Raw genomic sequence first — 24,196 nt, 5'->3', positions numbered from 1 at the left:
GAGGCCGGAGAGGGTTTCGGTCGCCATAATATCGTGGCTTTTTGTCGCACCGTAGCCCGCGCCCGAGTTAGAGGCCGTGGGCGCAGCCCCTTACGACCCGCGCCTGCGCCATATCAGGCGGCCGCTGCGCGGCTACCCTCACTGTGGCACTTCGCATCACGGCCGGCTACGACAGGCGTCCCTGCCTGTCTCGCCTGAAACCGCCGTCCTGGCGGTTTCGCCTATGCTACGTTCCGCCGTTCGGCGCCCTCAATGGCTTCAACCCCGGTGCTCAACTCACCACATGAATCGTCTTTGAAATTGATGAATTAGCCCATGTCAAAACTGGTGGGCATGCCACCTGGACTGATCACAAGCCTGGCGTGCAGGCCTCTGGTTTGCTGTTGCTGTCTGCGGCCAGGGAGTGCTGCCAAACGGCATTCAAACCAAACCCCACCATGGCAAAGTACAAACTAAAATAACGCTCCACCATAATAAAGAACGAACTGTTCAACTCAATCATCACATTATTGGTAGTCACCAGCAGGCCAGATTTTTCTGCCGCCAGCAGCATGCGGTTGATATGCGCACGGGAAACGGCGCAGAATTTTGCAATCGTCGCGGAGGAAAGCAGCAGCGTATGTGAATTCTGCTTTATGCTTTCTGTTAATAGCATCAGTAACACCATATGGCCGGCATCTTTACTGATGAAAAGTGCTGCTTGTGGAACCAGATCGATCAAATAAATTTCTTTAATCATCAGTTGACCATAAGCGCCAAAAAATACCGGGATAAAATCCGGTAGCTCGAGCAGCTCGGCGACCGGGATATCAGGAAATATCATCTGGTAGGGCCGCGCCACTGAGCTTATCAGTGCGTGGGTTTCACGCAGTGCGCTTTCCGTTGGCTTGAAGTACAGTTGGCGCCTGTCCTGAGCGATGCGGCTGACTTCCAGCCGCCGGCCGACGCGCAAAAACAACAGAAAGGAATCCAATGAATTCTCACTGACAATGTCTTTGCCTTTAAAAAATTCCTTGATATCTTTCAGCCTGGCATTGGGGCAGGTGAAATAGATTGAAAGAATGCTTGAGCAGATAATGAATCTGCTATTCCTGAAAATAACTTTATAGAATAAAGGGTGTTTTTTATAAGCATCTTTTAATAATACCCCATGGTTAATAATTGCAGGGTGAAATATTACTGATTCTCTAATTTCATTGGCGGATTGCTCAAGATGAAATTGTATTTGAAATCGACTCAGACTCATTATTTACCCTATGCCTTTTACGAAAATTCCTATTATATTTCTTATAATGACTAAAGGGTGAAATATTGCCTTTTTATTTGGTGGCCGAGATCGTTGATGATCGCCGCTTTTACGGTGGTGCCCGGCAAGGCGGCAGCGCCGTTGGCATTATCAATAAAGTATCGTTTGCTGCTAAACGGCGCTGTCATCATGTCGCTCTCTTGGCGCACCGGATAATCTTTGTTCCCCAGGCGCACGCTAAGTTGTGCGAAAGAAAGATAAAACGCCGAGCTGTTTTTACAGATTAGTTCATGATGCTTGCCGGCTTGCCTTAGCGTAAAGGTGATCTTGTCCGGCGCGCTTGCGGCTTGGCCCGCCAGTGTTTTCGGCCGGTAGAAGATCTTCATTTGCGTATTCATTGCCAGGGTTACGCGCGTTTTCTGCGGCGGCGTAGTCGGCTGGTTCGGGGGAATCTCATACAGGTTCAACCAGAAAACCGATTCCCTGTCGGTGGGGAGCGTCTGGCCGCCGTAAATGAGCCGCAGCCCGCGTAGGGTGCCGGGCTGCATGCTAAACACGCTGGGCAGAGAAACAAACGGCGCGTTCGACAGCTCTGGCGCCGCGTTAACATCGCCGTTGTCAACCCAGGTTTGCACCATGATCGGATACGCATTGGTGTTAACCAGCATCAGGCTTTTTTCGTTGTCACCCTGGTTGAACACCACCCGTGTTGCAGAAGCAATAATCCCTGCCTTTGCTCCAGCGCTGATTAAGCACAGAGTGAACAGCAGCAGTGCGCTCAGTTTTTTCATCATGCCCATCGTTTATTGCACCTTAACCCAAACATAGGCTTTGGCATCCACTTTGCCGGCCGTGACGGTTTCTCCCGGCAAGCGGGTCAGGGTGGCCGTCAGTTGGGTGGTGTAGTGTGTGTATCCGGAGGTGGTGCTGCCGTTGCTGTTGGCACCGTCGAGTACCGAATACCAGCCCCCGGCGTTGCCGCTTGGGCTGGCGGGATTGTTGGCCAGCCAGCCGACAAAATTCATCGAAGAGCCGGTACTGGTATTGGAAAGCGCAATGCCAACGCCAGTGGCGACGCTGCTGTCGGTGCCATAGCCGGTAGAGAGTAAGTAGCTCACCCCGCCACTGGCGTTAACCAGCCCAAGTTGCTGCGCCAGGGTATAGGTTTCATAAGGCACCTGCAGGCCGAGGGCGGTACCATTAGAAGCGACGCCGGAAACCGCCGCATTATCACATTCAATATTGATGGTGAATTGTGCCTGGGAGGTTTGCCCTGCGATCAACTGATTGACGGAGATTGTGGGCAAAAGCACCAGAGGCGTGACGTTGCGCGCCACACAGGTGGCGGTATAGGAAAGCGTAGAGATCGGCGAGGTACCCATTCCCATGGCGTTCCAACGGCCAGTGCCCCAAGTCGACCAGTTGGTGGCCGAATCACTACCGATAGGATCCGTATCAATGCCGGGACCTTTAAAGGTGACATAGCCGTTTGGCTGGATGCAACTATAGGTTGATGCACTGGTGGTGGAAGCCATACCGTAGGTCGGATCGGATGCGCTATAACCGCAATATTGACTGGCGCCCTGGCCTGGCAGTGAGCTGATCCTGATCAGATCTGCGCGAATTGGGCTGAAATCTTTGACCCGGATCTGGATCTTGCCAGTGCTGGTGGTCACGTAGCTGGTAATTGGCGTTTGTTGCCAGTAGCGTGTGAACTCCAGACCGGAATTCAGATGGGTCAGTTTAATGCCCACATAAGGAAAATAGGTGGCGAAGTAATTAGGATAGCCGTCCAACGCACCAAGATCGTAATAACCGCCCACCCGATCGTCACCGTTGGTGGCGAACACTTCATAGATATCGCCGGCGTCGCTGGCATCGCATTCGTACAGCACTTTCTCCGGATCGGGATAGCGCACGCCGGTGGTCAGGTTAAATACGCTGCTGCCGAGCGGCGTGCCGACCGGTTGCAGATAGGTACTGGTCAGGTTCACCCGGCCAAGCCCGATGCCGACGCCGCAAGCGTCGCACCCTGCGTCGATCGTCGGGGATACGCGGGTGCAGGTGGCGAAGACGGGCGCCGTGGCGAAGGGGAGCAGCAAAAATAATCCCGCCCGTAGATAGGCAATAATTCTCATGAACAATCTCTCCTGATATTGACGGTTTATCGGCATGGGGCGCTGAGCCGTTGGATCGGCGCATCTTCAGCCGCGGGCGCGCGGTAATGCAGGCGGCACTGCTGGTTTGCCTGTTTCCCCCATTGCAGCGTCAAGGTATCCTCGGTTTTGTCACTGCGCAGATAGATCTGGTTGCCCTGGCCCACCATGCCGACATTCTTGCCGGCGGAATCCAACACGGCGGTTCCCATTGGGATAGTGCCGTTGCCAGGGTGCTGTGCGGTAATCAACAGCGCCTGGCCGCGCACGGTGTTGAAGTTGAGCCTTACCGTGGCGCCAGCGTAGGGCGCCACGCGTTTTTGCCCATCCTCCAGCTCTGTTTTGTTGCTCATCCCCTCAGGGTTTAGGGCGATGGTGTTGTAGTGATAAGGGGTTAATGCCGGCGCCAGTGCGTAGCCGAAACGATCGATACGCGCGCCCTGGCCATCCATCACCTTCGCACCGTTGGCGCCCGGCGCTTCGATCAGCGCGAAGCTGTCGCCTACGTACGGCCCGAGCGTTACGCCGCCACGGTGCGCTACCACGGCGCCCTGCAGCGATGCCGAACCCTGCCAGTATTGGCGCGAGGTGGAAGCAGAACCGGTTACGTTGGCATAAGGCAGGCTGGTTTGCAGGTTGCCGCCCCACAGGTTTTGCCGGGTATCGTCGTCGGTTGAGAAGTTAAGCCCGTAGCTGACGGGGTGTTCTTCGCCAACGTTGCCGGAAAGCACGGCCTGGTAGTTGCTGCCCTGCCCCTGGCTGTGGTTAGCCAGCAGCGAAGCGCTTGGCGCCGAGGATGAACGCCCCAGAGGGAAGCTGAACGTCAGTGCGGTAACGGTCTGTTTAGTTGTGCTGGTCTGCGCATTGCCATAGATGTTGTCATAGCTATAGGCACTGGTGCTATAGCTGTTGCTCAGTGTGCGTGTTTTGGTCACAGACAGGTTAAGCGCCACGCCGTTGCCGAAGGTTTTGCCCCAGCCGAACTGTAACTGGTTATCTCGGCCGCGTTTGTCGCGGTAATCCTGGGTCGAGCCGGATAGCATCAGGTTGCCCAGCGGGCCCATTCCCTGATTTAAGGCCACTTCAAAACGCGAGCGCTGGCGATAGGTGTCGGATGTCCAGTTCTGGCCGTGGACGGCGGCATTGCGCACGCCAAGCACGTCGTTCAGATCGCGAAACCCTTCGGTGGAATAGCGGTAGCCGGCGATGGAGAGCGTGGTGTTGGTCGGGGTAAACGTCCGGCTGTAGGACAGGTGCATCATCCAGCCGCTGGTACTGTCATCCGGCAGGCTGGCGTGCGAATAGGTAGTGTCCATGCCAAACGCCCCCAGCCAACTGCTGTAAACGCCACCCAGCATAAACGCCTGGTAGCCGTCGGCCAGTTGGTTGCCAGCGTTGAAGGTTAGTGCGTTGGTCACCCCCTGCTGCCAGGTGATTTCGCTGAACAGATCGTTATCCCCGACGTAACGCGAACGGCCAATCGTGGCGGCATAGCGCGATTGGCCGGGGCGGATGGATTCCGGCACGGCGGCGAAAGGTACGGTAAAGGTGTTTCTGCTGCCGTCTGCTTCGGTAACCACAACGGTCAGATCGCCCGCATAATTGGTGGCGTACAGATCGTTGATGCTGAAGGGGCCTGGCGCCACAGTGGTTTCATACAAAGTGTTTTTGCCTTGCAATACCGTTACCCGCGCGTTGCTTTTGGCAATGCCGCGCACTACCGGCGCATAGCCGCGCTGGGAGTCCGGCAGCATGCGATCGTCTGAGCTTAGCTGCAGGCCGCGAAACCCCAGCCCAGAGAAAAAATGGCCGCTGGTGAATCCTTCACCCAGCAGGATTTCGCTGCGCAAAGGCAGAATGGCGCGCTGTACATAGCGGCGGTTGGTGTCCCAGTGGTTGCCGTTTTCCTTGTCATAATGGAAGCTGGACTGCTGGCGGTAGCGCCATAGCCCTAGGTTGAGGCCGCCGTTAAGGCTGGCGTAAGTGGAGTCCAGATCGCTGGCCTGGGTTTGCCGATAGCTGACGTGATATTGGCTGACGTTATAGTTGATAAAACCCATGGTTTCGCCGCTGTCCAAGCTGTCGGCGCTAACGCTGCCGCGCGGCGGGCGGTTCATCATCGCCTGCGGGATGCTCAGATCCAGGCGGAGTTGGGCAATATTCACCTGCGCGGTGATGTCTGGCACATCCTGCCCGGGTTGCAGGCAAGCGTCCGCCGCTGCTTTGGGCTGCTTTTTCAACCCGAAGCGCGCCAGTTGGCTCGGTGTAAAACAGGGCTGAACTTTTTCCGCCTTTCCGCGCACCAACTGCACACGGGTACGTTCGATGAAAACGCCGTTGATAAACAGATCGACCCGATAGTGGCCCGGTTTTACCGTATCTTGTTGGTTAAACTGGCTGAGTTCACTGTTGCTTAGCACGCTGCCGCGCAACAGGGACGCGTCGAATGTGTAAGTGTCATCGGCGGCTTGCGCCAGACAACTGAAAGGCAAGGCTAAAAACAGGCTGCGGGCAAGCAACGATAACCTTGTGTTAAGCATAATCATTAGAACGTCCCTGTCCTTGTTTAGTGTGATGGTGTAAGCGTACGCGTAACCTCAACGCCATAATCGTTGACCACGCGCAGCGTAATCTTCACTTCCCCTGCAGGAAACTGTGCCAGCGGCCAAGTGGCTTCTGAAAAGGGCGGGATCATCTCTGCTTGCGGGATCCTGGCGTGCTTGCCACCCATTTCGGCTACGGCATAGCTGATGTTGGCGTAATATGGCGTCGGGTTGCTGACCCGCAGCGCCTTGCCGGCACGTTGGATGGTTAATTGTTCAACGACGTGATTGGCTTCTCCAGCCAGACCTTCAGGGCGATAAAAAACTTTCAGCCGGTTGGTCAGCAGCAGCATCAGTTTGTTTTTGTCGCTGTCCGTCTGCTTGACGGCGGGGACCTGTAGAAAATTGAGGTAAAACAGCGATTCGCGATCGGTGGGCAGCTTCTTTTGCCCGGAAAAGACCAGGCGAACCATCTGCCCGCTGTGCGGCGCCATACGGAAGATCTGCGGCGAGGCAATAAAAGGTGCGTCTGCGGTTTCCGGCGTGGACTTCGGATTGTTGATGTCCAGCCAGATCTGTATCAATGCCGGCGTTGCGTCGTCATTGCTGAATTGCAGCGTTTTCTCACGCGCCTGGGCGGGGTAAATCACCCGGTTGCCAAGCAGGGTTACGCTGGCTGAAGCGATATTTAAAGTGGTAAATAGCAGGCATAGCAGAAGTACCACCAGTTGAGTGACTGTGCGTGCTGTGTGTGCCATAAAATAAACCGATTGATGAGATTAATAAATCAGCGCTGCCCACGAAGGCCGGGCAGCGCTGGCGTTATTAATGATTTACGTTTATTGGTAGCTGATGGCGTATTGCGCAGTCGCAATGACTGAACCCGCAGTTACACCGGTGCTTTCCGCGTAATAACGGGCAACCAGATCCTGTGAAGTTGACGTTGCGCCTGAAGCCAGCGTCATGGCGCTAGTGGTCGCAACGGAACCCGAAGAGAAGGACAACGCTGTGTTGGCGTCGCTATCCAGCAGTTGGATAGAAACGTTAGTTGCGTCACCGGTGTTACCCAGGTTGCCATTGCTGGTGACGTTGTTGCCGGCAAATACTGTTTTAATTGCCGTGCTGCTATCAGCATTCGCAGTACAGCCTGTTACGTTCACTGTGAAAGTAGTAGCACCAGCTGCTGAACCTGCGGTAGCCAAAGTACTTGCTGCAACCGTTGGTAGTAATACTACTGGGTTAGATTCATTACCATTAATATTAACAGAACAGGTCTGGGTGCTGACTTCGCCTCTAAACTGAACCGTGTTTGCAGAGTCTGCAAAAGCGGCGCCAGAGAAAGTGACCAAGGCGAGTGCAACTAATTTCAGTTTCATAAGAAATACCCTTTAATTTACTTTTTTTGAAAGCAGTCCTGACAGTATTCGTATACTGCCGTGTTTGCATTTATATAAAGCATGTTACGTATATGTTTGTTCATGCGGAATGCGAGGGCATCTTAGCAGGATGAGAATTTTCCCAACACTTGATTTTTTTGCTTGTGAAACCAATATAAATCAATGTAACGTTTTGTTACATTTGTACTGCTATGGTGCATGAAAAAAATAGATCTATATCACTAAGTTACGCTTTTATTGGGTTGTTTATTTATTTGTTTGAAATGATTTGAAACATTTGTACTATTTTAGGTCTTATTTTATGTGCTACCAAGTTGTTAAAATAAATGGCGATGTCAAGGGGGAGTTTTAATCTTTTTAGACCAGACTAATGCCCCCAAAAATGAGACATGACAGAAAGCATGTTGATGGGTTATTAAGGAGTGTTTTAAATATCTGGATAGGAGATCCAATATGAGCGTGATTTATGTTGATCAATCGCCGTTGTGTTGGTATGGAATAAGGGCGTTATTGCCGAGAAGAGTATCTTTCTTTCCATTTCCACATATTAATCAGTTAAGCCCTCTGGGGTTATTACCCGAATTGGTGATCATGGATTTTCCGAGAAAAATTTACTTGTTCAATGAATATGTCTTATTTTTAAATTATCTCCGCTTCTGTAATCCGAATCTTAAAACGTTATTTTTTATCGATAATACCTCTCCCTTGGCGCTGTCACTGATTGCCAGAACTGCACCGGACGCCCTGTTGTACAAGGGGGAAAAACTGCAGACGGTACTCGATGTCTGCCTGGGGTTGTTGCAGCAGGGGAAGCCGGCGGGCGGTGGCCGGTTGCGTGGGATGCCGAAACCCGCGGTAATCACCCGTAGCGAAGCGCTGGTGCTGTGCGAAACTTCCCGTTGTGCCAATGTTGCCAGCGTGGCATGGCGATTAAACCTGAGCCCAAAAACGGTCTATGCCCATTTGGGCAGCGCCGTGCGGAAATTCGGCCTGAGCAACCGCGTGGAACTGCTCAAAATGATGGCATTGTGTCGTTAGCCCCATGCTGGGGAACGGGCTGGCCCGGAAAATATCAAGAGAGCCGCCAACATGCCGGCAATCAATAAGTCCAGGAAATTAAGAAGTAGGCTACGCAAGTATCACGCGGTGACCAAGAGGATGTTCGTGTCTCTCCCTGTATGGGGGTAAACATCGAACTGCATTGATTATTGCTTTCTGTGTGCTGGCCTGTTTCGGGCTGCTGGCTCTCAGGCTGTGAGTTTACATGGCCCTTTTTTCTCTGTTTTCCGCCAGCTTGTGCTGGAATTTTTCCAGGCTCCACGCATTACTGAGGGCTTCGCGTACCACCGCCTGCTGGTTTTTAGGCCCCTGATTGCCCAACGACGTATTGGCGTCGCAGTTGGTGGGGAAGGCATATCCGCGCGCCGCTATGTTGATCACGCTATTGAGCGCATCTGCGGCCAGTGTGCTGTTTTTTAACAACGGGTAGATGTTGTGCAGGATTTGTTCATGGTCGATCTCTTCCCGTGGAACGCAAAAGGCAGAAGACACCTGCAACAGGTTGGTCGTTCTCACCCGATCGGTGGTGGCATTATTGCCCTCGGTATGAAATAGCGCCGGATTAAAAAACAGACCGTCACCTTTATTGAGCGGCACTTGTACGTAATGCTCGGCGAAGTATTCGCTAAAATCCGCGCGCTGATACGCCATATAGATCAGTTCGTACTGATGCGACCATGGCAGCAGCCGCATAGGGCCGCAGGCGAGCGGCACATCAGTATGCGCGATCACGCCCCGTAGCGTCAGATACTGCGACAGAAGCTGCACGGGAATGGGGAATTGCGCGGCAAATGCGCTTTGCTGAATGCTGAGGTGATCATCGCGCTGCGGCGGTTGCACTGCGCCCCCAGGGCGCACCTGATGTACCTGCGAGGCCATGAGCCAGGTGGGGCCGAGCCACGCCTGGCAAATCAAGTTCAACATGGGGTTGGCATAATACTCGACGAAGGCTTCAGGGCTGGTTGCGGCCAGTTTTTGTAGCGCCAGCAAGATGCGTTGGCTATTACCGGCACCGGCCTGCGGGAAACGGTTGGCCCGAATTTTCGCTTTTGCTTCCGCCCGCATAATCTCTTCAAAAACGTGCGAAGTGCGATCAACGCTTTCTTCGTCGCTGTACAGCCCGCGCACAACAAAAACGCCTGGGCCATAAGAGAGTGCCCGGTGAAGTTCGCTCAAGACCGCTTTTTTATCCCGCTTAGCCGCCGCCGCTAACGTTAACCGATTATAAATAAGGACATCGGATACGGCTTCGCTCGCCAAAGGATACTCTGAAATATTGACACTTTGATCACAAAAGGCTTTGAAATCTTCAATAGAGATCTGGTCTTCATGCATAAAGTAGAGCGCTGTCATAATGACCTCATCATTTTGATATTTATTAGATAAAATGAAATTAATCATGCGCCGTGGAAGGCTGTTTCAGCGGCATGACAGGATTGATGTCTACAACATTAACAGTTACATTCTTTTAACATTAAATCAAAAAAACCTCATCGATACGTCATGTGATCTATGCCTAAATTTACGCAGAAACAGATTTCCGCTCAGTCAGGCTTAAGCCTGGCGACCATAGATCGCGCGTTGCACAACCGCGGGCACGTGCATCCACAAACGTTGCACCGCATTCAGCAAGCGATAGTCGATCTTGAATTGCAGCAGAAAATCAGTCTGGCGCAGGGAAGAACCCTCTATTTTGATGTGATCATTCACGCTCCCGAACGGTTCAGCGAGCTGGTGAAAGCGGCGTTCAGCAGCCAGATATCCAGCTTTAATTCGTTTAAAATTCAGCTGCGTTTTCACTGCAGGGAACATATGTCGGTGGACGAGGCCGAGCAGCTATTAAAAAAATGCTCGTTAAACACGCACGGTATCATCTTGAAGGCGATGAACTCGGAAAAGCTCATCCCGGTGATTAATAACCTGATTAAACAACGCATCCCGGTTGTGACCATCGTGACGGATATCATCGGTAGCGCCCGGCTACGGTATATCGGCATGGATAATTTTAATGCGGGGAAATCTTCCGCGTTTCTGATGGCCAAATGGCTGGCTAACGATAAGTGCACGATTGCCGCCATCACCGGCAGCCAGGATTTCATCGGCGAGCAGGAAAGAATCCAGGGCTTTGTGGAAGGGATGAAGACGTTTGCGCCGCAGAGTGAAATCAAGATCATTGCCGACGGGTTTGGCATTGATCACCTGATGTACGCGTGCTTAAAAACGTTCCTGCGTGAACACCCCCAGATTGATGCGGTATACACCGTCGGCGGCGGCAACAGCGGTATCTTGCGTGCCTTTAGCGAGCGGAATATTCAGCTAAAAGCCGTGATCGGCCACGATCTCGATCGTGAAAATAGGGCGTTAATGCAGGCAGGGAAAATCGATGCGCTGATCGACCATAATCTGCAGCTTGATGCGCAACACGCGTTTAAAATCCTGCTGGAGTTTCACGGTTTTTTGCCTGCCGAGAGCAACCATGCTTCCTATTCCCGCATTAACATCATTATGCGCTTTAATATGTATGCCTGAATGGATAAAGCCTGAAAAATCAGGCTTTATTATGCTGTTGCCGGCGTTTAACCATACTTGGGTTTGATCCACACCGCTCCTTGTTCGTGGCTGTCGACGACCGCATCCACGAAAGCAACGCCTTTCAACCCATCGGCGATTTGCGGAATTATCGCGCCGATGCCTTGCGGAGCCTGGTTCGCATCGCGTGCGCGGAGCGCCGCGGCGAAGCCGTTGTAGAGATTGCTGAACGCTTCGATATAGCCTTCAGGATGGCCTGGCGGCGTGCGGGTTCGCGCCTGAGTCAGCGCATCAAGATCGTCGCGGCCGCGTTTGATGATTTGTGTGTAGCCTTCCAGCGGCGTGTAGAGCAATTCGTTGGGCTGTTCCTGCGCCCAGGTCAGGCTGCCGGTTTCGCCGAACACGCGCAGCCGCAGCGAATTCGAACAGCCGATCGCCACCTGCGATGCCCACAGCATGCCGCGGGCGCCGCCTTCATAGCGAATGAGAACATGCGCGTTGTCATCCAGCGCCCGCCCTTCGACAAAAGTGGCCAGATCCGCCATCACGCTATCCACTTTCAGGCCGGTGACAAAGCCGGCAAGATGAAACGCATGGGTGCCGATGTCGCCAATAGCGCCGCCGCGCCCGTTCTTTTTAGGATCAACGCGCCAGGCGGCTTGTTGATTGTTCTTCAGTTCAACGCCGGTCGCCATCCATTCCAGTGGATACTCTACCTGCACGGTGCGCACCTTGCCGATCAGGCCCGCCTGAACGCGCGAACGGGCCTCCATGATCAGCGGATAGCCGGAGTAGGTGTAGGTTACGCCAAGAAAACGCCCCGTCTGGCTCACCATTTCCGCCATGGCTTCAGCATCTTGTAAGGTGGTGGTGAGCGGTTTTTCGCAAATCACATCAATACCCGCCGCAAGGAAGGCGCGGGCGATAGGGTAATGGGTGAAATTGGGGGTACAGATGGCGGCCACGTCAATGCCATCGTCGCGCGCGGCTTCGCCCGCGATCATGGCGGTGTAATCGTCGTAGGCGCGTTCCGGCGCGATAAAGTTCTGCGCGGCGAAACGGTGGCCGCGTTCGGCGTCAACATCGAATGCGCCCGCCACCAGCTCGAACTGATCGTCCAGGCGGGCGGCGAAGCGGTGGATCCCGCCAATATAAGCGCCAGTACCGCCGCCGACCATCCCCAGCCGAATACGCCGGCCTTTCAGTGATGACTTACTCATTGCTGCCTCCTTCAATACCCAATATTTTTCTGTTGAGCGAGCGATCCGCATAGGATTTACAAAAATCGTCAAAGGACTTATCCGTCACGCGAATAATGTGATCGCTGATGAATTGCGCGCCTTCACGCGCGCCATCTTCCGGATTTTTAAAGCAGCATTCCCATTCGAGCACCGCCCACCCATCAAAGCCGTAGCCAGTGAGTTTTGAGAAAATGCCGGTGAAGTCGGTCTGCCCGTCACCGGGCGAACGGAAGCGGCCGGCACGGCTGCTCCAGGGTTGATAGCCGCCATAAGCGCCGGTCTTGCCGTTCGGGCGGAATTCGGCGTCTTTCACGTGAAAGGCTTTGATGCGCTCGTGGTAGTGATCGATATAGGCCAGATAATCAATGCCCTGCAGTACCAGATGGCTCGGATCGTACATAATCTGGCAGCGTGTATGATTGCCGGTTTTTTCCAGGAAGCGCTCAAACGTCAGGCCGTCATGCAGATCCTCGGTGGGATGAATTTCGTAGCACAGATCGATCCCCTGTTCATCAAAGGCGTTCAGGAGCGGTGTCCAGCGGCGCGCCAACTCATTGAAGCCTTCATCAATTAAGCCCTCTGGCCATTGCGGATAGGGATAAAAATACGGCCAGAGCAGCGTACCGGAAAAGGTGACGTGCTTTGCCAGCCCCAGGCGGCGCGATGCCCGTGCGGCGAGATACAGCTGTTCCGTTGCCCACTGCTGGCGCGCCTGCGGGTTAGCGCGCACGAAGGCCGGCGCGAAGCTATCCGCCGGCAAATCAAACGCTGGGTGCAGGGCCACCAGCTGCCCCTGCAGATGGCTGGCGAGATCGGTGAGCACCAGCCCGTGTTCCTGCAGCGTGCCGATAATATCATCGGCGTAACTCTGGCTTTCCGCCGCTTTTTTCAGATCGATTAGCCGCGTATCCCAACTGGGGATTTCTACGCCTTTAAAGCCTTTTTCCGCCGCCCAGGCGGCCATGCCGCTTAGGGTATTAAACGGCGCTTCGTCGCCGGCAAACTGCGCCAGGAAAACCGCCGGGCCTTTAACCGTTTTCATAACCTCTCCTAAATCAAAACAGGTGCTGCAACCCACGCTGTTTCGCAGGCTGCAGAACGCACCTTGGTTAATTGGTCATAAACTTCTGGTAGTTTTCCGGTGTCACCAGTTGGAACGGAATAAAGTGGATATCCTGTATGCTTTCGCCCTTGGCAGCTTTCTCCGCCATATCCACCGCACCGTAAGCCTGTGATTTGGCGTCCTGGAACACGGTGACGGTTAACAGCCCGGTTTTTATCGCCTGCAGACCGTTCGGGCCGCCATCGGTACCGCCGACTAAAATATCCGTGCCGATTTTTATGCCGTTGCTTTTTATCGCCATGGCGGCGCCGATAGCCATTTCATCGGCGTTTGCGGAAAGAATGTCGATTTTGTCGCCTGATAAAATCCAGTTATTCATCAGGTTCATCCCGTCTTCACGCATCCATTTCGCCGTATCTTCAACAATCACGTGCATATTCGGGTGCTTGGCAATCACTTCTTTTGCGCCTTGGGTTCTAAAGCGGGTAGCATCATTACTTAACAACCCTTTCATGATGGCGACATTCACACTTTTTCGGTCTTTCACTTTATCGGCCAGGTACTGCATCTGTAGGCGCCCGGCTTCAATTTCATCGCTGCCGATGTAGCTTACGCCATTGCCCATTTTCGAATCGGAGGGCATCCTGTTGAGATATATCAGCGGGATTTTGGCCGCACGCGCCGCATCGGTCATATTTTTGGTGCCTTGGGTATCAACCGGATTAACAATAATTACGTCCACTTTGCCGTTAATAAAGTTTTGTACCTGGCTTAGCTGTTTATCGACGGCGCCTTGTGCATCTTCAAACTGAATTTTCATGTCGGGATATGTTTTCCCTTGCTCGATAATGTAACCACGCAGGCGGGAAAGGAACACATCATCCATTTGCGCAATACTGACGCCGACTTGTACTGCAAATACAGCAGGGCTGAGAGAGAAGAGAATAAGACAAAATAAAATTAATCTTTTCATGATGGTTATCTACCGTAATTATGGAGGCCAGAATAGATCTGACGTCTCAGGTTTTATTATCAAAATACGTTTCGTAGGGTTTACTGCTTTGACTACAATGCCGACGACTTAGCGATTTTTCTTGTTACGATACATATCAACAGAGACCGCACTCACAATAATAATCCCCTTAATAATGTCCTGAATATAAGCATCAATACCAATAAAGGTGAAACCGCTCTTAATTAAACCCAATATGCACGCGCCAATCAGCGTCCCCGTGATGCGGCCAACGCCGCCCATCAGGCTACTGCCGCCGATCACCGCGGCGGCGATCGCATCAAGTTCGTAGGAAACCCCCATGCTGGATTGCCCGCTGCTGACGCGTGCGGCAAGCACCACGCCGGCTAAACCGGCTAACCCGCCGGCAATGGTATACACCAGCACCAGGTATTTCTTCACGTTGATGCCGGAAACCTGCGCCGAAACAATATTCCCACCGATGGCATAGATGTATTTCCCGTAACGCGTGGAGCGCAGCGCCACATGGAATACGAAGGCCACCAGCAGAAATATCACCACCGGCATCGCACCCTGACCAATAGCGGTAAAACTGTCGGAAAGAAAACTGACCGGGTTGCCCTGGGTGTAATATTGCGCCAGGCCGCGGGCGGAAACCATCATCCCCAAGGTGGCGATAAAGGGAGGAATGCCCGTTCGGGTAATTAATATTCCATTGATAAAGCCACAGATAATCCCAACGCCAATACCGGCCGCGATCGGAACGATAGCGGGTAAATCCACCAGTGAAGGATAAACCGGTGAGATACTGTCCGAGGTTTGTGCCAGGCTGGCGGAAATAACGGCCGTTAACGCAATCAATGAGCCTGAGGATAAATCGATGCCGGCGGTAATAATGACCTGAGTCACCCCGACGGCGATAATGCCGATGATGGCGACCTGCAAAATAATCAGGAGCAATCTGTTGGTATTCAGCAGAAAAGATTGATCGCGTAAATACCATCCCGCACATTCAAATACGAGAGCGATTAATACCATAACAACAAATATGCCGGTATCTTTCGGCAGGCTACGGCGCAAAGACTGCCAGTTAAATGAAGGTTTTACTTCATTGACTTCAGTTGAATTACTGTCAGACATAACATTCTCCTCGTATTTCTTTCAGTACGCAGAAGCATAAAGCCAGAGCCAGACCTCCCTGCCTGACGTGATGCGTGAATTAGAGGGTTATCCAGCTTCTTTCTCGGGAAGAAGCAATCGCGGCATCAACCAGTTTCTGAATTTCAAAGGCTTCTTTGAAATCCGGGCCGGCGATATTGCCATCGGTGATAGCGTGAATAAATTCCAGCATTTCAATCGTCTTAAGATCGTTAAAGCCAAGCTGATGCCCCGGTGCCGGGCAGAACAGGCCGTAAGGATAATGCTCCGGCCCCGCTACCAGCGTGATAAAGCCGTTTGTATTTTCCGTTTCCGAGAAGCGGAAATATTGCAACTCATTGAAGCGTTCCTGATTGAAGATCAGCGCGCCTTGGGTGCCGGTGATTTCAAAGCCCAACTGCATTTTATGCCCGGATGCGATCCAGTTCGCTTCGATATGGCCGCTGCAACCGCGGGCGAATTTCACCGTCAGCCGGGCGATGTCATCCACTTCCACCGCTTTGCGCACCGTGGCGCCGGGGTTTTCCGGGCGCGATGTGATCACCGTTTCCAGATCGGCGAACAGTTCCGTCACCGGGCCGAGCAGAAAACGCGCCATGCTGAGAATATGGCTGCCCAGATCGGCAACCGCGCCTGCGCCGCCGGCCGGATCGACCCGCCACGACCACGGAACCGCCGGACTTGCCATAAAATCTTCGGCATGAATGCCCCTGAAACCGGTAATCTCACCCAGATCGCCCTCGGCGATCATCTTCCTGGCCAGCTTCAGCAGCGGGTTTTTGATGTAGTTAAACCCCACCTGGGTGACTACGCCGGCCTGCTCGGCGGCGCGATACATGCGTTCCGCGGTGGCGCTGTCCGGCGCCAGCGGCTTTTCGCAGTGCACATGTTTGCCAGCGGCAATCGCGGCGAGAGACTGTTCGGCGTGGAAACGGTTGGGCGTGGTGATGGAAATGACGTCAATCTCCGGATCGTGAATCAGATCCTGCCAGTTATTCGTCCAGCGCTGGAAGCCGAACTGTTGCTGGGCGCGCTGCGCCGCGTCGCTATCAATGTCCGCCACGCTGACCAGCACCGGCTGTACATCGCCCGAAAATGAAGCGGCCGATTTCCATGCCATGGCGTGTGAACGCCCCATAAAGCCCGTGCCAATCAGGCCAATACCTAACTTGCGCATCGTGGTGTTCCTCAATTCACGTTGACAACCGTAAGCGTGTCCGCAGAGCGCTGCGCGGCATCCGCCAGTTTTAACGCCTGACAACCGTCGTGGACGGTTATCGGTACTGCGCCATCGTTGCCGATGGCAGAAATGAATGATTCCATTTCAAGGTGATAAGCCTCGCTGTAGCGCTGCATAAAGAAGTTAAGCAGCGGGCCGCGGGCTTCCGTCGTCTGTGCGCCGAAGTGGCGCACGGTGGTTTCGCGCTGATTGTCGTTCAGCATCATGCCGCCGGCGCCAAAAACCTCCAGGCGTTGGTCATAGCCATACGCCGCCCGGCGGCTACAGTTGATCTGGCACTGTTTCCCGGAGGCGGTGCGCAACTGCACCATCACCGTGTCGTAGTCGCCCAACGCTTCCAGCGCCGGTTCGAACAGGCGGCTGCCGGTGGCGAATACTTCTACTGGTTCCTCACCGAGTATCCAGCGCGCCAGATCGAAATCATGAATCACCATGTCGCGGAAGATGCCGCCGGAGTGTTTCAGGTAGTTCATCGGCGCAAGGCCCGGATCGCGGCTGGTGATGATCACCTGATGCAGATCGCCGATGTCACCGTTGCGGATACGCCGATGGATTTCGTTAAAACCGGGATCAAAGCGGCGGTTGAACCCCAGCATGACGCGCCGGGCGTGCTGGCCAAGCGCACGTTCGGCTTCCAGGGCTTTGCCGATGTCGAGATCGACCGGCTTTTCGCACAGCACGGCTTTGCCGGCGCTGGCGGCCGCCAGCATGAGTTCGACGTGGGTATCGGTAGGGGAGCAGATCACCACCGCATCAATATCGGGATGGTTGATCGCATCAAGCGGGTTGTTCACCGCCTTCCCGCCATATTGCGCGGCGAGGGCTCTGGCGTTGTCGATCAAGGGATCGGCAACCAGCGCCAGTTGAGCATCGCGATGGCGTGCAACGTTCGCTGCATGCACCTGGCCGATGCGGCCGGCGCCGAGGATGGCAATCTTGAGCATGATATTCTCCGGTAAGAGGCGTTATTGTTCTCAGGGCTGTTGACTCATCAGCTTGTTAAGCTGCAGAACCTGCTTATTCACCACCAGTTCAGTATCCAGTTGGCCGTTGAAATACGTGACGATGTTTGTCGCCGCACACACCGACATACGGATCGCCGCTTCTTCGGTCAGGCCCGCCGAATGCGGGCTGAGTATTAGGCGGTCGGTTTGCGCCAGCAGGGCTGAGTGCAGGCGGGGTGGTTCGTCCTGCAACACGTCCAGTCCTGCGCCGCCAAGCGCGCCATTTTGCAACGCCCTGGCGAGCGCCTCTTCATCCACAATCCCGCCGCGTGCGGTGTTGATCAGCAGTGCGCCGTGCTTCATCTGCAACAGTTCCACCGCGCCGATAAGGGGTTTATCGCCGCTCAGCGGCAGATGCACCGTCACGGCGTCGGCCTGCTGCAAGCCGGCCGCGATCTCGGTTATCCGCCTTACGCCGTGCTCGGCGAACACCGAGTCAGGCAGGAAGGGATCGTAAGCGATGATCTGCATGCGGAAATTTTTTGCCAGGTTCGCTACCTCCCGGCCGATGCGGCCAAAGCCGAGGATAAACAGTGTTCTTCCCGCCAGTTCAACGGCGGAAAAACTGTTGCGGCGATTCCAATGCCCCTCGCGGACACTGCGATCGAAATAGCAGACGCGTTTTGCCAGCGCCAGCAGCAGCGACAGGGTATGTTCGGCCACCGAAAGCGAATTGACGTCGCCGACGATGGTCAGCGGAATATTGCGGGCGGTTAAGGCGTCAACATCCACCGAGTCGTAGCCCACACCGTGGCGGGAAACGATGCGCAGCTTGGGCGCGGCGTTGACTTCGCGCGCGGTTAACGGCTGGGTGCGAATCAGTAACGCATCGGCGTCGTTGAGGAACGGCGTGTAGCTATCCACGCTGATCTCGGAAACCTGTTTTATGTGGAAGCCCGCGGCATTGTGCAGAATCTCAAGGCCGGCCTGATGGATTTTGCCGGCGACCAGAATATTAGCCATCTCAGTATCCTCCCGGCTGGTCATGCCGGCCGGCCGCAGGCCCGTTGCCGTTGCGTTCGCGGAATTGTTGTACGCTGGCCGCGGCGGCGGAACGCAGCAGTTGTACATCGTTGGAGAGCGTGACCAAATCGAACCCCCATTCCGCCGCCTGCGCGGCGTAGGCCGCCGAACCGTTGTGGAGGCCGGCCTTTTTGCCGGCGCGGTGCGCGGTATGCAGGATATGTTTGATGGTTTCGACGATTTCCGGCTCCGTGCGGTCAAATCCCGTGCGGTATTTCCGCCCGGTCAGTCCCAGTGTTAAATCGGCAGGGCCGATATACACGCCGTCAAGGCCGGGTGTGGCGACGATCTCGTCAAGGTTTGCCACCGCTTCGGCGGTTTCAATCATGGCGAAACACACTACCTGATCGTCGGCGTGTTGGCCGTAATCCTGGCCGGCGGAGAAACTGACGCGCGTTGGCCCGAAGCTGCGGCTGCCGGTGGGCGGATAGCGCACGCAGGAAACCAGCGTTTGGGCTTGTTGCGCAGTGTTCACCATCGGGCAGATGATGCCCCAGGCGCCCGCGTCGAGCGCTTTCATGATGATACCCGGCTCCAGCCATGGCACGCGCACCATTGGCGCCACGCCGCTGGCGCGCATGGCTTGCAGCATATGCGTCGCCTGCTCGTAGCCGACGAAACCGTGTTGCAAATCAATGGTGAGCGCGTCGTAACCCTGTTCCGCCATGATTTCTGCCGTGAAGGCGCTGGCGATGCTCAACCAGCCGTTGAGCACTGTGCGCCCGTCATTCCAGCATGTTTTGATGTTGTTCTGTTTCATCACCCGCTCCTTACACCACGATTTGGGCCAGCTTGACGTTCATATAGTCATGAATGCCTTCACTGCCGCCTTCGCGCCCCATGCCGCTGGCTTTGATGCCGCCGAAAGGCACTTCGGCGGCGGCCAATGCATAGCTGTTGATGCCTACCATGCCGGATTCCAGGCGTGCGACCGTTTCGCGGATGCGGGCCGGATCGCGGGTGAAGGCGTAGGCGGCGAGGGCAAACTCAGAGTTGTTCACCCGGCGCCATAAATCTTCACTGTCGCTGAATGATGTGATGGCGGCGATAGGGCCGAAGTTTTCCGCCGCGATGGCCAGCGCGTCGTCCGGCACGTCGGTAATCACCGTGGGGGCATAGAAGAACCCTCCTTCCAGGGCGATGCGCTGGCCGCCGGTGACGATGCGGCCCCCCTTGCTGCGGGCATCCTCGACGATGGCTTCAATGGCCTTGAGGCGGCGCAGATTGATAAGCGGCCCCACCTGCGTGTCTTCTTTCAGGCCGTAACCCACTTTCAGCTTGCTGGCGCGCTCGGCAAAGCCCTGCACAAAGTCGTCATAGCGGCTTGCGTGGACATAAAAGCGATCGCAGGTGACGCAAACCTGGCCGCAGTTGGCAAATTTGGTTGCGACGGAGAGATCCAGCGCCGTTTCCAGATCGGCATCTTCATAGATGATGACCGGTGCGTTGCCGCCTAACTCCATGCTTAGGCGCTTAATGGTGGCCGCCGAATCACGGATCATCTGTTGGCCTAGCTGCGTGGAGCCGGTTAATGAGACTTTTTTGACGATCGGGGAGGCGATCAGCGGTTCATAGGTGTCCGCCGTGGCGCCGACCACTAGGTTCGCCACGCCGGCGGGCAGGCCGGCCTTGCGCAGGCATTCAAAAATCATCATGGCGGAGCCGGGCACTTCGCTGGACGGGCGCAGCACCACCGTGCAGCCGGCCGCCAACGCGGGGGCAAGCTTGCGTGCCACCAGCACCACCGGGAAATTCCAGGCGGTGAAGGCGGCGACAACGCCGACCGGTTCGTGCAGCACTTCGCAACGCCCGCCGGGCGCGCGGCTTTCAACAATGCGGCCATAAATGCGGCGTGCCTCTTCGGCGTACCAAACGAACTGATCGATGGACAATTCCCACTCGCGTTTGGCCTGTGCCAGCGGTTTTCCGCTCTCTTTCGATATCACCTCAATAGCGTCGTTGGTGCAAAGCGCCATGTGGCGCGCCACGTCTTGCAGTAAATCGGCGCGCGCCCAGTGCCGGGTCGCCTTCCAACTGCCCAGAGCGTGTTCCGCGCTGGCAAGCGCTTTCAGTGTGTCCGCCGCGGTGGCAGCCGGAATCTCTCCCAGCGATTTGCCATTGCCCGGATCGGTCACGATCACGGCTTCTTGGCTGCTGCCTGTACACCACTGGCCATTGATGAATTGTCCAAAATCTTGATACATGATGTTTCGATCCTCCGGCATCTGTTTCAGGCGTCGCCGATATGCGGTAAACCTGAATACGGGTTCGCTGTTGGGGTTCGCCGACTGAGCAAAAAAACCGCAAAAGCATCAATAGTTGCAATACTAGTTTCTTGGCAATAAAAATTGCAACGTGGTGCGAGCGATGAGGTCAAATTGAGGTGTTTTGTATTTTTTCATTTATTAATCAATGGTTAGTGTTATTTTCACTGGTCTGATTTGGCATGAAAATGATAATGAAATGTTAATTTTTAGAAGCGAATCACAAATATCGCGAAGAGTTTTTCCCAGGTTGTTGCAAATGCGTTAGAACTAATTGCATAAAACTTTAAATTGCAATTTTTATTGCGTTTGCGGGCCGGTGAGTTGAGCAGTTGAGCTGCAAAGGAATGATTGATGAGTAAAAGCGAGAAGCGTGAGGCCGTAGCGAAATCACTGCCCCATGAAAACTACGAGCAGATTGTGGATGAAATTACTCAGCGCTATCCACAGCTGTCGGTACGCCATCAGCAGGCCGCGCGGTACATCACCCAGAATCCGAACACCGTGGCGCTGGAGTCGATTAATGCCGTTGCCGCGAAATGCGGCGTGCACCCTTCGGTGCTGGTGCGTTTTGCGCAGGTGTTTGGCTACAGCGGTTTTAAGCAGATGCAAAGCGTCTTTCAGACGCGCCTTGCAACCGCCGCGCCGGGGTATAACGAGCGGATTACCGCGCTGGAAAATGACCTGCGCAAGAATGAACAAAAGGGCAGCCATGGTTTTCTGCAAAGCCTGGTGATCCGCGATATCGCAACGTTGCAGGAACTGCTGGGTAGCGTGACGCAGGCCGATCTGGATACCACCGCCGCCTTGCTGAAGGCGGCAGGGACTATCTATATCGCCGGCCAGCTGCGTTCTGAGCCGATCGCCTCGCTGTTGCGTTATCTGCTGACGATGCTCAATCGCCAGGTGATCCTGCTGGATTCCGCCGGCGGGTTGGCGCCGCAGATGGCGAAATGTATGCGCGACAACGATGTGCTGATCGCCATTGCGTTTCGTCATTATGCCAAAGAGGTGGTCGCCATTGCCGATGATGCCGGTGGCCGCCACATACCGGTGGTGGCGATCACCGACAGCCCGTTATCGCCATTGGCGAAGAACGCCAAGGTGCTGTTCACCATCCCGGAAGAGGAGTACAGCTTCTCACGTTCGCTGGCGGCGCCGGTTTGTTTGGTGCAAAGCATTGCGATGGCATTGGCGGCGGTGCTGCAGCCTGCGGGCACGCAGCCGCGCATTGAAACCATTACGGAACGCGAAAAACGCGCGGAAACCCAGCGCAAACGCAAACGTAGTAATCCGTCTTAACCGCTCCCGCCCGCGCTCATGCGGGAGCTTTATCGCCAGAAATTGCAACTTTTATTGCCGTGTCTAGTATTCGGCAATTTATGTTGCCGATCGAAACGCGATGCTGCTGCATGGCATCTACTAAGAGTGAGTGAAGATATGGCTACGATTCGTTGCACGACGGCTCAGGCAATAGTTCGCTATCTGAGCAACCAGTTTACCGAAATAGACGGCAAGCGAGTGCCGCTATTCCCCGGTGTTTACGCCATTTTTGGCCACGGCAATGTGACCTGTTTGGGGGAAGCGCTGGAAGCCGCGCAGGACACGCTGCCGACCTGGCGTGGCCAGAATGAACAGTCGATGGCATTCGCGGCGGTGGGGTTCGCCAAAGCGATGGTTCGCCGGCAGATTATGGTGGTGACGGCGTCAATCGGCCCTGGGACCACCAATCTGTTGACCGCAGCGGGTGTCGCGCATACCAGCCGCCTGCCGTTGCTGATGATTTGCGGCGACAGCTTTGCCCGCCGTCATCCCGATCCGGTTATGCAGCAGGTGGAGCACTTCAGCGATCCGACGCAAACCGTCAACGATGCGTTTAAAAGCGTTTCGCGCTATTGGGATCGCATCACTTATCCCGAGCAAATTCTCTCTTCCCTGCCGCAGGCGGTGGCAACCCTGTTGGATCCGGGGAATTGCGGCCCGGCCTTTATCGGCGTTTGCCAGGATGTGCAGGAGATGGCATGGGATTTCCCGGAAGCATTCTTCGCGCCGCGCCAGCACCTGATGCCGCGCCCACGGCCTGACCGTTTACTGCTTGCCCGCGCGGTGGAATGCCTGAAGCGCGCCAAGCGGCCGCTGATTATTGCCGGCGGCGGCGTGCGTTATTCGCAGGCCGAGGCTGAACTGGAACAGTTCGCTGTCGCCCACGGCATTCCGGTGGCGGAAACCATCGCCGGAAAGGGGACGTTTTCGCACGATAACCCGGTGCATATCGGGCCGATCGGCATTCTTGGCTCCACCTCGGCCAACGCCCTGGCGGCCAGCGCGGATGTGGTGATCGCCGTGGGAACGCGGCTGATGGATTTCGTGACCGGTTCCTGGACGGTCTTTGAACATAAAGCACAATTTATCTCGCTGAATGCGGCCCGTTTCGATGCGCATAAGCACTTTGCCATCCCCCTGGTGTGCGACGCCCGCGAAGGGATTGCCGAGTTGAACCAGGCGTTAGGGCAGTGGAAGGCCGGCGATGGCTGGCTGGAGAAGGGGCGTGAGGAATTCGCCAAATGGAATGCGCTGATTGCGCAAAGGCAGGCGCGCACGGTGACGGAAGGCGAGCCTACCTATGCGCAGGTGATTGGCGTGGTGAATGCGGCTGCCGCGCCGGAAGACTACATCATCAGCGCGGCGGGCGGCCTGCCGGGGGAGCTGGTGAAAGGCTGGCGGGTGAAAAATGCCGGCACTTTCGATTGCGAATTCGGTTTTTCCTGCATGGGCTATGAGCTTTCCGCCGGCTGGGGGGCGGCCATGGCGCGCCAGGATCGGGACGTTTTCGTGATGATTGGCGATGGCACCTACATGATGATGAATTCCGATATCTATTCCAGCGTGCTGGCCGGCCATAAATTCATTCTGCTGGTGTGCGATAACGGCGGCTTTGCCGTGATTAACCGCCTGCAGAACGCCAAAGGCGGCGCGTCGTTCAATAACTTGCTGAAAGATTGCCGCGTGAAGGAGCCGTTCCACGTCGATTTTGTCGCCCATGCGCAGGCCATGGGGGCGCTGGCGCGGAAAGTCACCTCACTGGATGAGCTGGAGGCGGCGATCCGCTGGGCGAAAGGCAACGATCGTACTACGGTGATTTCGATTGCCACCCATCCGGCCGACTGGACGCCGGGCGACGCGTGGTGGGATGTCGGCGTACCTGAAGTCAGCGCCCGCGAAAGCGTGAATCAGGCGTATGCGGAACATCTTCAAGGCCGCCAAAAACAACGTATAGGCATTTAATCGGGAGAACTTCAC

20 protein-coding genes are annotated in these 24,196 nt (G+C 55.1%); 4 read left to right on the top strand and 16 right to left on the bottom strand.

Going from position 1 to position 24,196, the window contains the following annotated elements; genetic code table 11:
• Positions 1–349 precede the first annotated feature (349 nt).
• The 6 genes from AC559G_RS22615 to AC559G_RS22590 form a co-directional block, all read right to left on the bottom strand.
• On the bottom strand, positions 350–1,246 hold the full coding sequence (locus AC559G_RS22615; RefSeq protein ID WP_498914842.1) for a hypothetical protein: 897 nt from the start codon (positions 1,244–1,246) through the stop codon (positions 350–352).
• Positions 1,247–1,296: 50 nt separating this feature from the next.
• Positions 1,297–2,040, bottom strand: coding sequence for a fimbrial biogenesis chaperone (locus AC559G_RS22610; protein ID WP_498914840.1), 744 nt, complete (start codon positions 2,038–2,040; stop codon positions 1,297–1,299).
• A 9-nt stretch (positions 2,041–2,049) separates the two neighbouring features.
• Positions 2,050–3,384, bottom strand: a complete 1,335-nt coding sequence (locus AC559G_RS22605; RefSeq protein WP_498914838.1) for a fimbrial protein — start codon at positions 3,382–3,384, stop codon at positions 2,050–2,052.
• 26 nt (positions 3,385–3,410) lie between these two features.
• Complete coding sequence (locus AC559G_RS22600) at positions 3,411–5,948, bottom strand: fimbria/pilus outer membrane usher protein (protein ID WP_498914837.1); 2,538 nt, start codon at positions 5,946–5,948, stop codon at positions 3,411–3,413.
• 20 nt (positions 5,949–5,968) lie between these two features.
• Positions 5,969–6,703 carry a fimbrial biogenesis chaperone gene (locus AC559G_RS22595; protein WP_498914836.1) on the bottom strand — a complete coding sequence of 245 codons (735 nt, stop codon included), beginning with the start codon at positions 6,701–6,703 and terminating at the stop codon, positions 5,969–5,971.
• A gap of 81 nt (positions 6,704–6,784) precedes the next feature.
• Positions 6,785–7,321, bottom strand: coding sequence for a fimbrial protein (locus tag AC559G_RS22590; RefSeq protein ID WP_498914835.1), 537 nt, complete (start codon positions 7,319–7,321; stop codon positions 6,785–6,787).
• Between the two features lie 474 nt (positions 7,322–7,795).
• Between AC559G_RS22590 and AC559G_RS22585 the strand changes: the two genes are divergently transcribed.
• A complete protein-coding gene (locus AC559G_RS22585) occupies positions 7,796–8,380 on the top strand; it encodes a helix-turn-helix transcriptional regulator (RefSeq protein ID WP_498914833.1) in 585 nt (194 codons plus the stop codon).
• A gap of 222 nt (positions 8,381–8,602) precedes the next feature.
• Here AC559G_RS22585 and AC559G_RS22580 read toward each other — a convergent pair whose 3' ends face one another.
• Positions 8,603–9,754 carry a 2OG-Fe(II) oxygenase family protein gene (locus tag AC559G_RS22580; protein WP_498914831.1) on the bottom strand — a complete coding sequence of 384 codons (1,152 nt, stop codon included), beginning with the start codon at positions 9,752–9,754 and terminating at the stop codon, positions 8,603–8,605.
• Positions 9,755–9,913: 159 nt separating this feature from the next.
• Between AC559G_RS22580 and AC559G_RS22575 the strand changes: the two genes are divergently transcribed.
• On the top strand, positions 9,914–10,930 hold the full coding sequence (locus tag AC559G_RS22575) for a substrate-binding domain-containing protein (protein ID WP_498914829.1): 1,017 nt from the start codon (positions 9,914–9,916) through the stop codon (positions 10,928–10,930).
• A 47-nt stretch (positions 10,931–10,977) separates the two neighbouring features.
• Here the strand turns inward: AC559G_RS22575 and AC559G_RS22570 are convergent, their stop codons facing one another.
• From AC559G_RS22570 to AC559G_RS22530, 9 genes are all read right to left on the bottom strand, one after another.
• Positions 10,978–12,150, bottom strand: coding sequence for a Gfo/Idh/MocA family protein (locus tag AC559G_RS22570; RefSeq protein WP_498914827.1), 1,173 nt, complete (start codon positions 12,148–12,150; stop codon positions 10,978–10,980).
• Positions 12,143–13,213 (bottom strand): sugar phosphate isomerase/epimerase family protein, encoded by a 1,071-nt coding sequence (locus AC559G_RS22565; protein WP_498914825.1) that lies wholly within the window; start codon positions 13,211–13,213, stop codon positions 12,143–12,145. Before AC559G_RS22565 ends, AC559G_RS22570 begins: the two co-directional genes overlap by 8 nt.
• Before the next feature lie 67 nt (positions 13,214–13,280).
• Complete coding sequence (locus AC559G_RS22560) at positions 13,281–14,207, bottom strand: sugar ABC transporter substrate-binding protein (RefSeq protein ID WP_498914823.1); 927 nt, start codon at positions 14,205–14,207, stop codon at positions 13,281–13,283.
• Positions 14,208–14,315: 108 nt separating this feature from the next.
• Positions 14,316–15,347 carry an ABC transporter permease gene (locus AC559G_RS22555; protein ID WP_498914821.1) on the bottom strand — a complete coding sequence of 344 codons (1,032 nt, stop codon included), beginning with the start codon at positions 15,345–15,347 and terminating at the stop codon, positions 14,316–14,318.
• Between the two features lie 79 nt (positions 15,348–15,426).
• On the bottom strand, positions 15,427–16,542 hold the full coding sequence (locus AC559G_RS22550; RefSeq protein WP_498914819.1) for a Gfo/Idh/MocA family protein: 1,116 nt from the start codon (positions 16,540–16,542) through the stop codon (positions 15,427–15,429).
• Positions 16,543–16,553: 11 nt separating this feature from the next.
• A complete protein-coding gene (gene iolG / locus AC559G_RS22545) occupies positions 16,554–17,549 on the bottom strand; it encodes an inositol 2-dehydrogenase (protein ID WP_498914818.1) in 996 nt (331 codons plus the stop codon).
• Positions 17,550–17,579: 30 nt separating this feature from the next.
• Complete coding sequence (locus AC559G_RS22540) at positions 17,580–18,572, bottom strand: hydroxyacid dehydrogenase (RefSeq protein ID WP_498914816.1); 993 nt, start codon at positions 18,570–18,572, stop codon at positions 17,580–17,582.
• A 1-nt stretch (position 18,573) separates the two neighbouring features.
• Positions 18,574–19,392: an HpcH/HpaI aldolase family protein gene (locus AC559G_RS22535; protein WP_498914814.1), complete on the bottom strand. Its 819-nt coding sequence runs from the start codon at positions 19,390–19,392 to the stop codon at positions 18,574–18,576.
• Between the two features lie 10 nt (positions 19,393–19,402).
• Positions 19,403–20,836 carry an NAD-dependent succinate-semialdehyde dehydrogenase gene (locus AC559G_RS22530; protein ID WP_498914813.1) on the bottom strand — a complete coding sequence of 478 codons (1,434 nt, stop codon included), beginning with the start codon at positions 20,834–20,836 and terminating at the stop codon, positions 19,403–19,405.
• A gap of 414 nt (positions 20,837–21,250) precedes the next feature.
• On the opposite strand from AC559G_RS22530, the gene AC559G_RS22525 reads away from it, so the two are divergent.
• Positions 21,251–22,198, top strand: coding sequence for a MurR/RpiR family transcriptional regulator (locus AC559G_RS22525; protein WP_095847035.1), 948 nt, complete (start codon positions 21,251–21,253; stop codon positions 22,196–22,198).
• 138 nt (positions 22,199–22,336) lie between these two features.
• Positions 22,337–24,181 carry a 3D-(3,5/4)-trihydroxycyclohexane-1,2-dione acylhydrolase (decyclizing) gene (iolD, locus tag AC559G_RS22520; protein WP_498914810.1) on the top strand — a complete coding sequence of 615 codons (1,845 nt, stop codon included), beginning with the start codon at positions 22,337–22,339 and terminating at the stop codon, positions 24,179–24,181.
• Positions 24,182–24,196: the final 15 nt, after the last annotated feature.

This window comes from Gibbsiella greigii (assembly GCF_039540155.1).
Classification (GTDB): Bacteria; Pseudomonadota; Gammaproteobacteria; order Enterobacterales; family Enterobacteriaceae; genus Gibbsiella; species Gibbsiella quercinecans.
The sequence above is the reverse complement of the archived record's forward strand: the minus strand, read 5'-3'. Positions and strand labels throughout refer to the sequence as shown.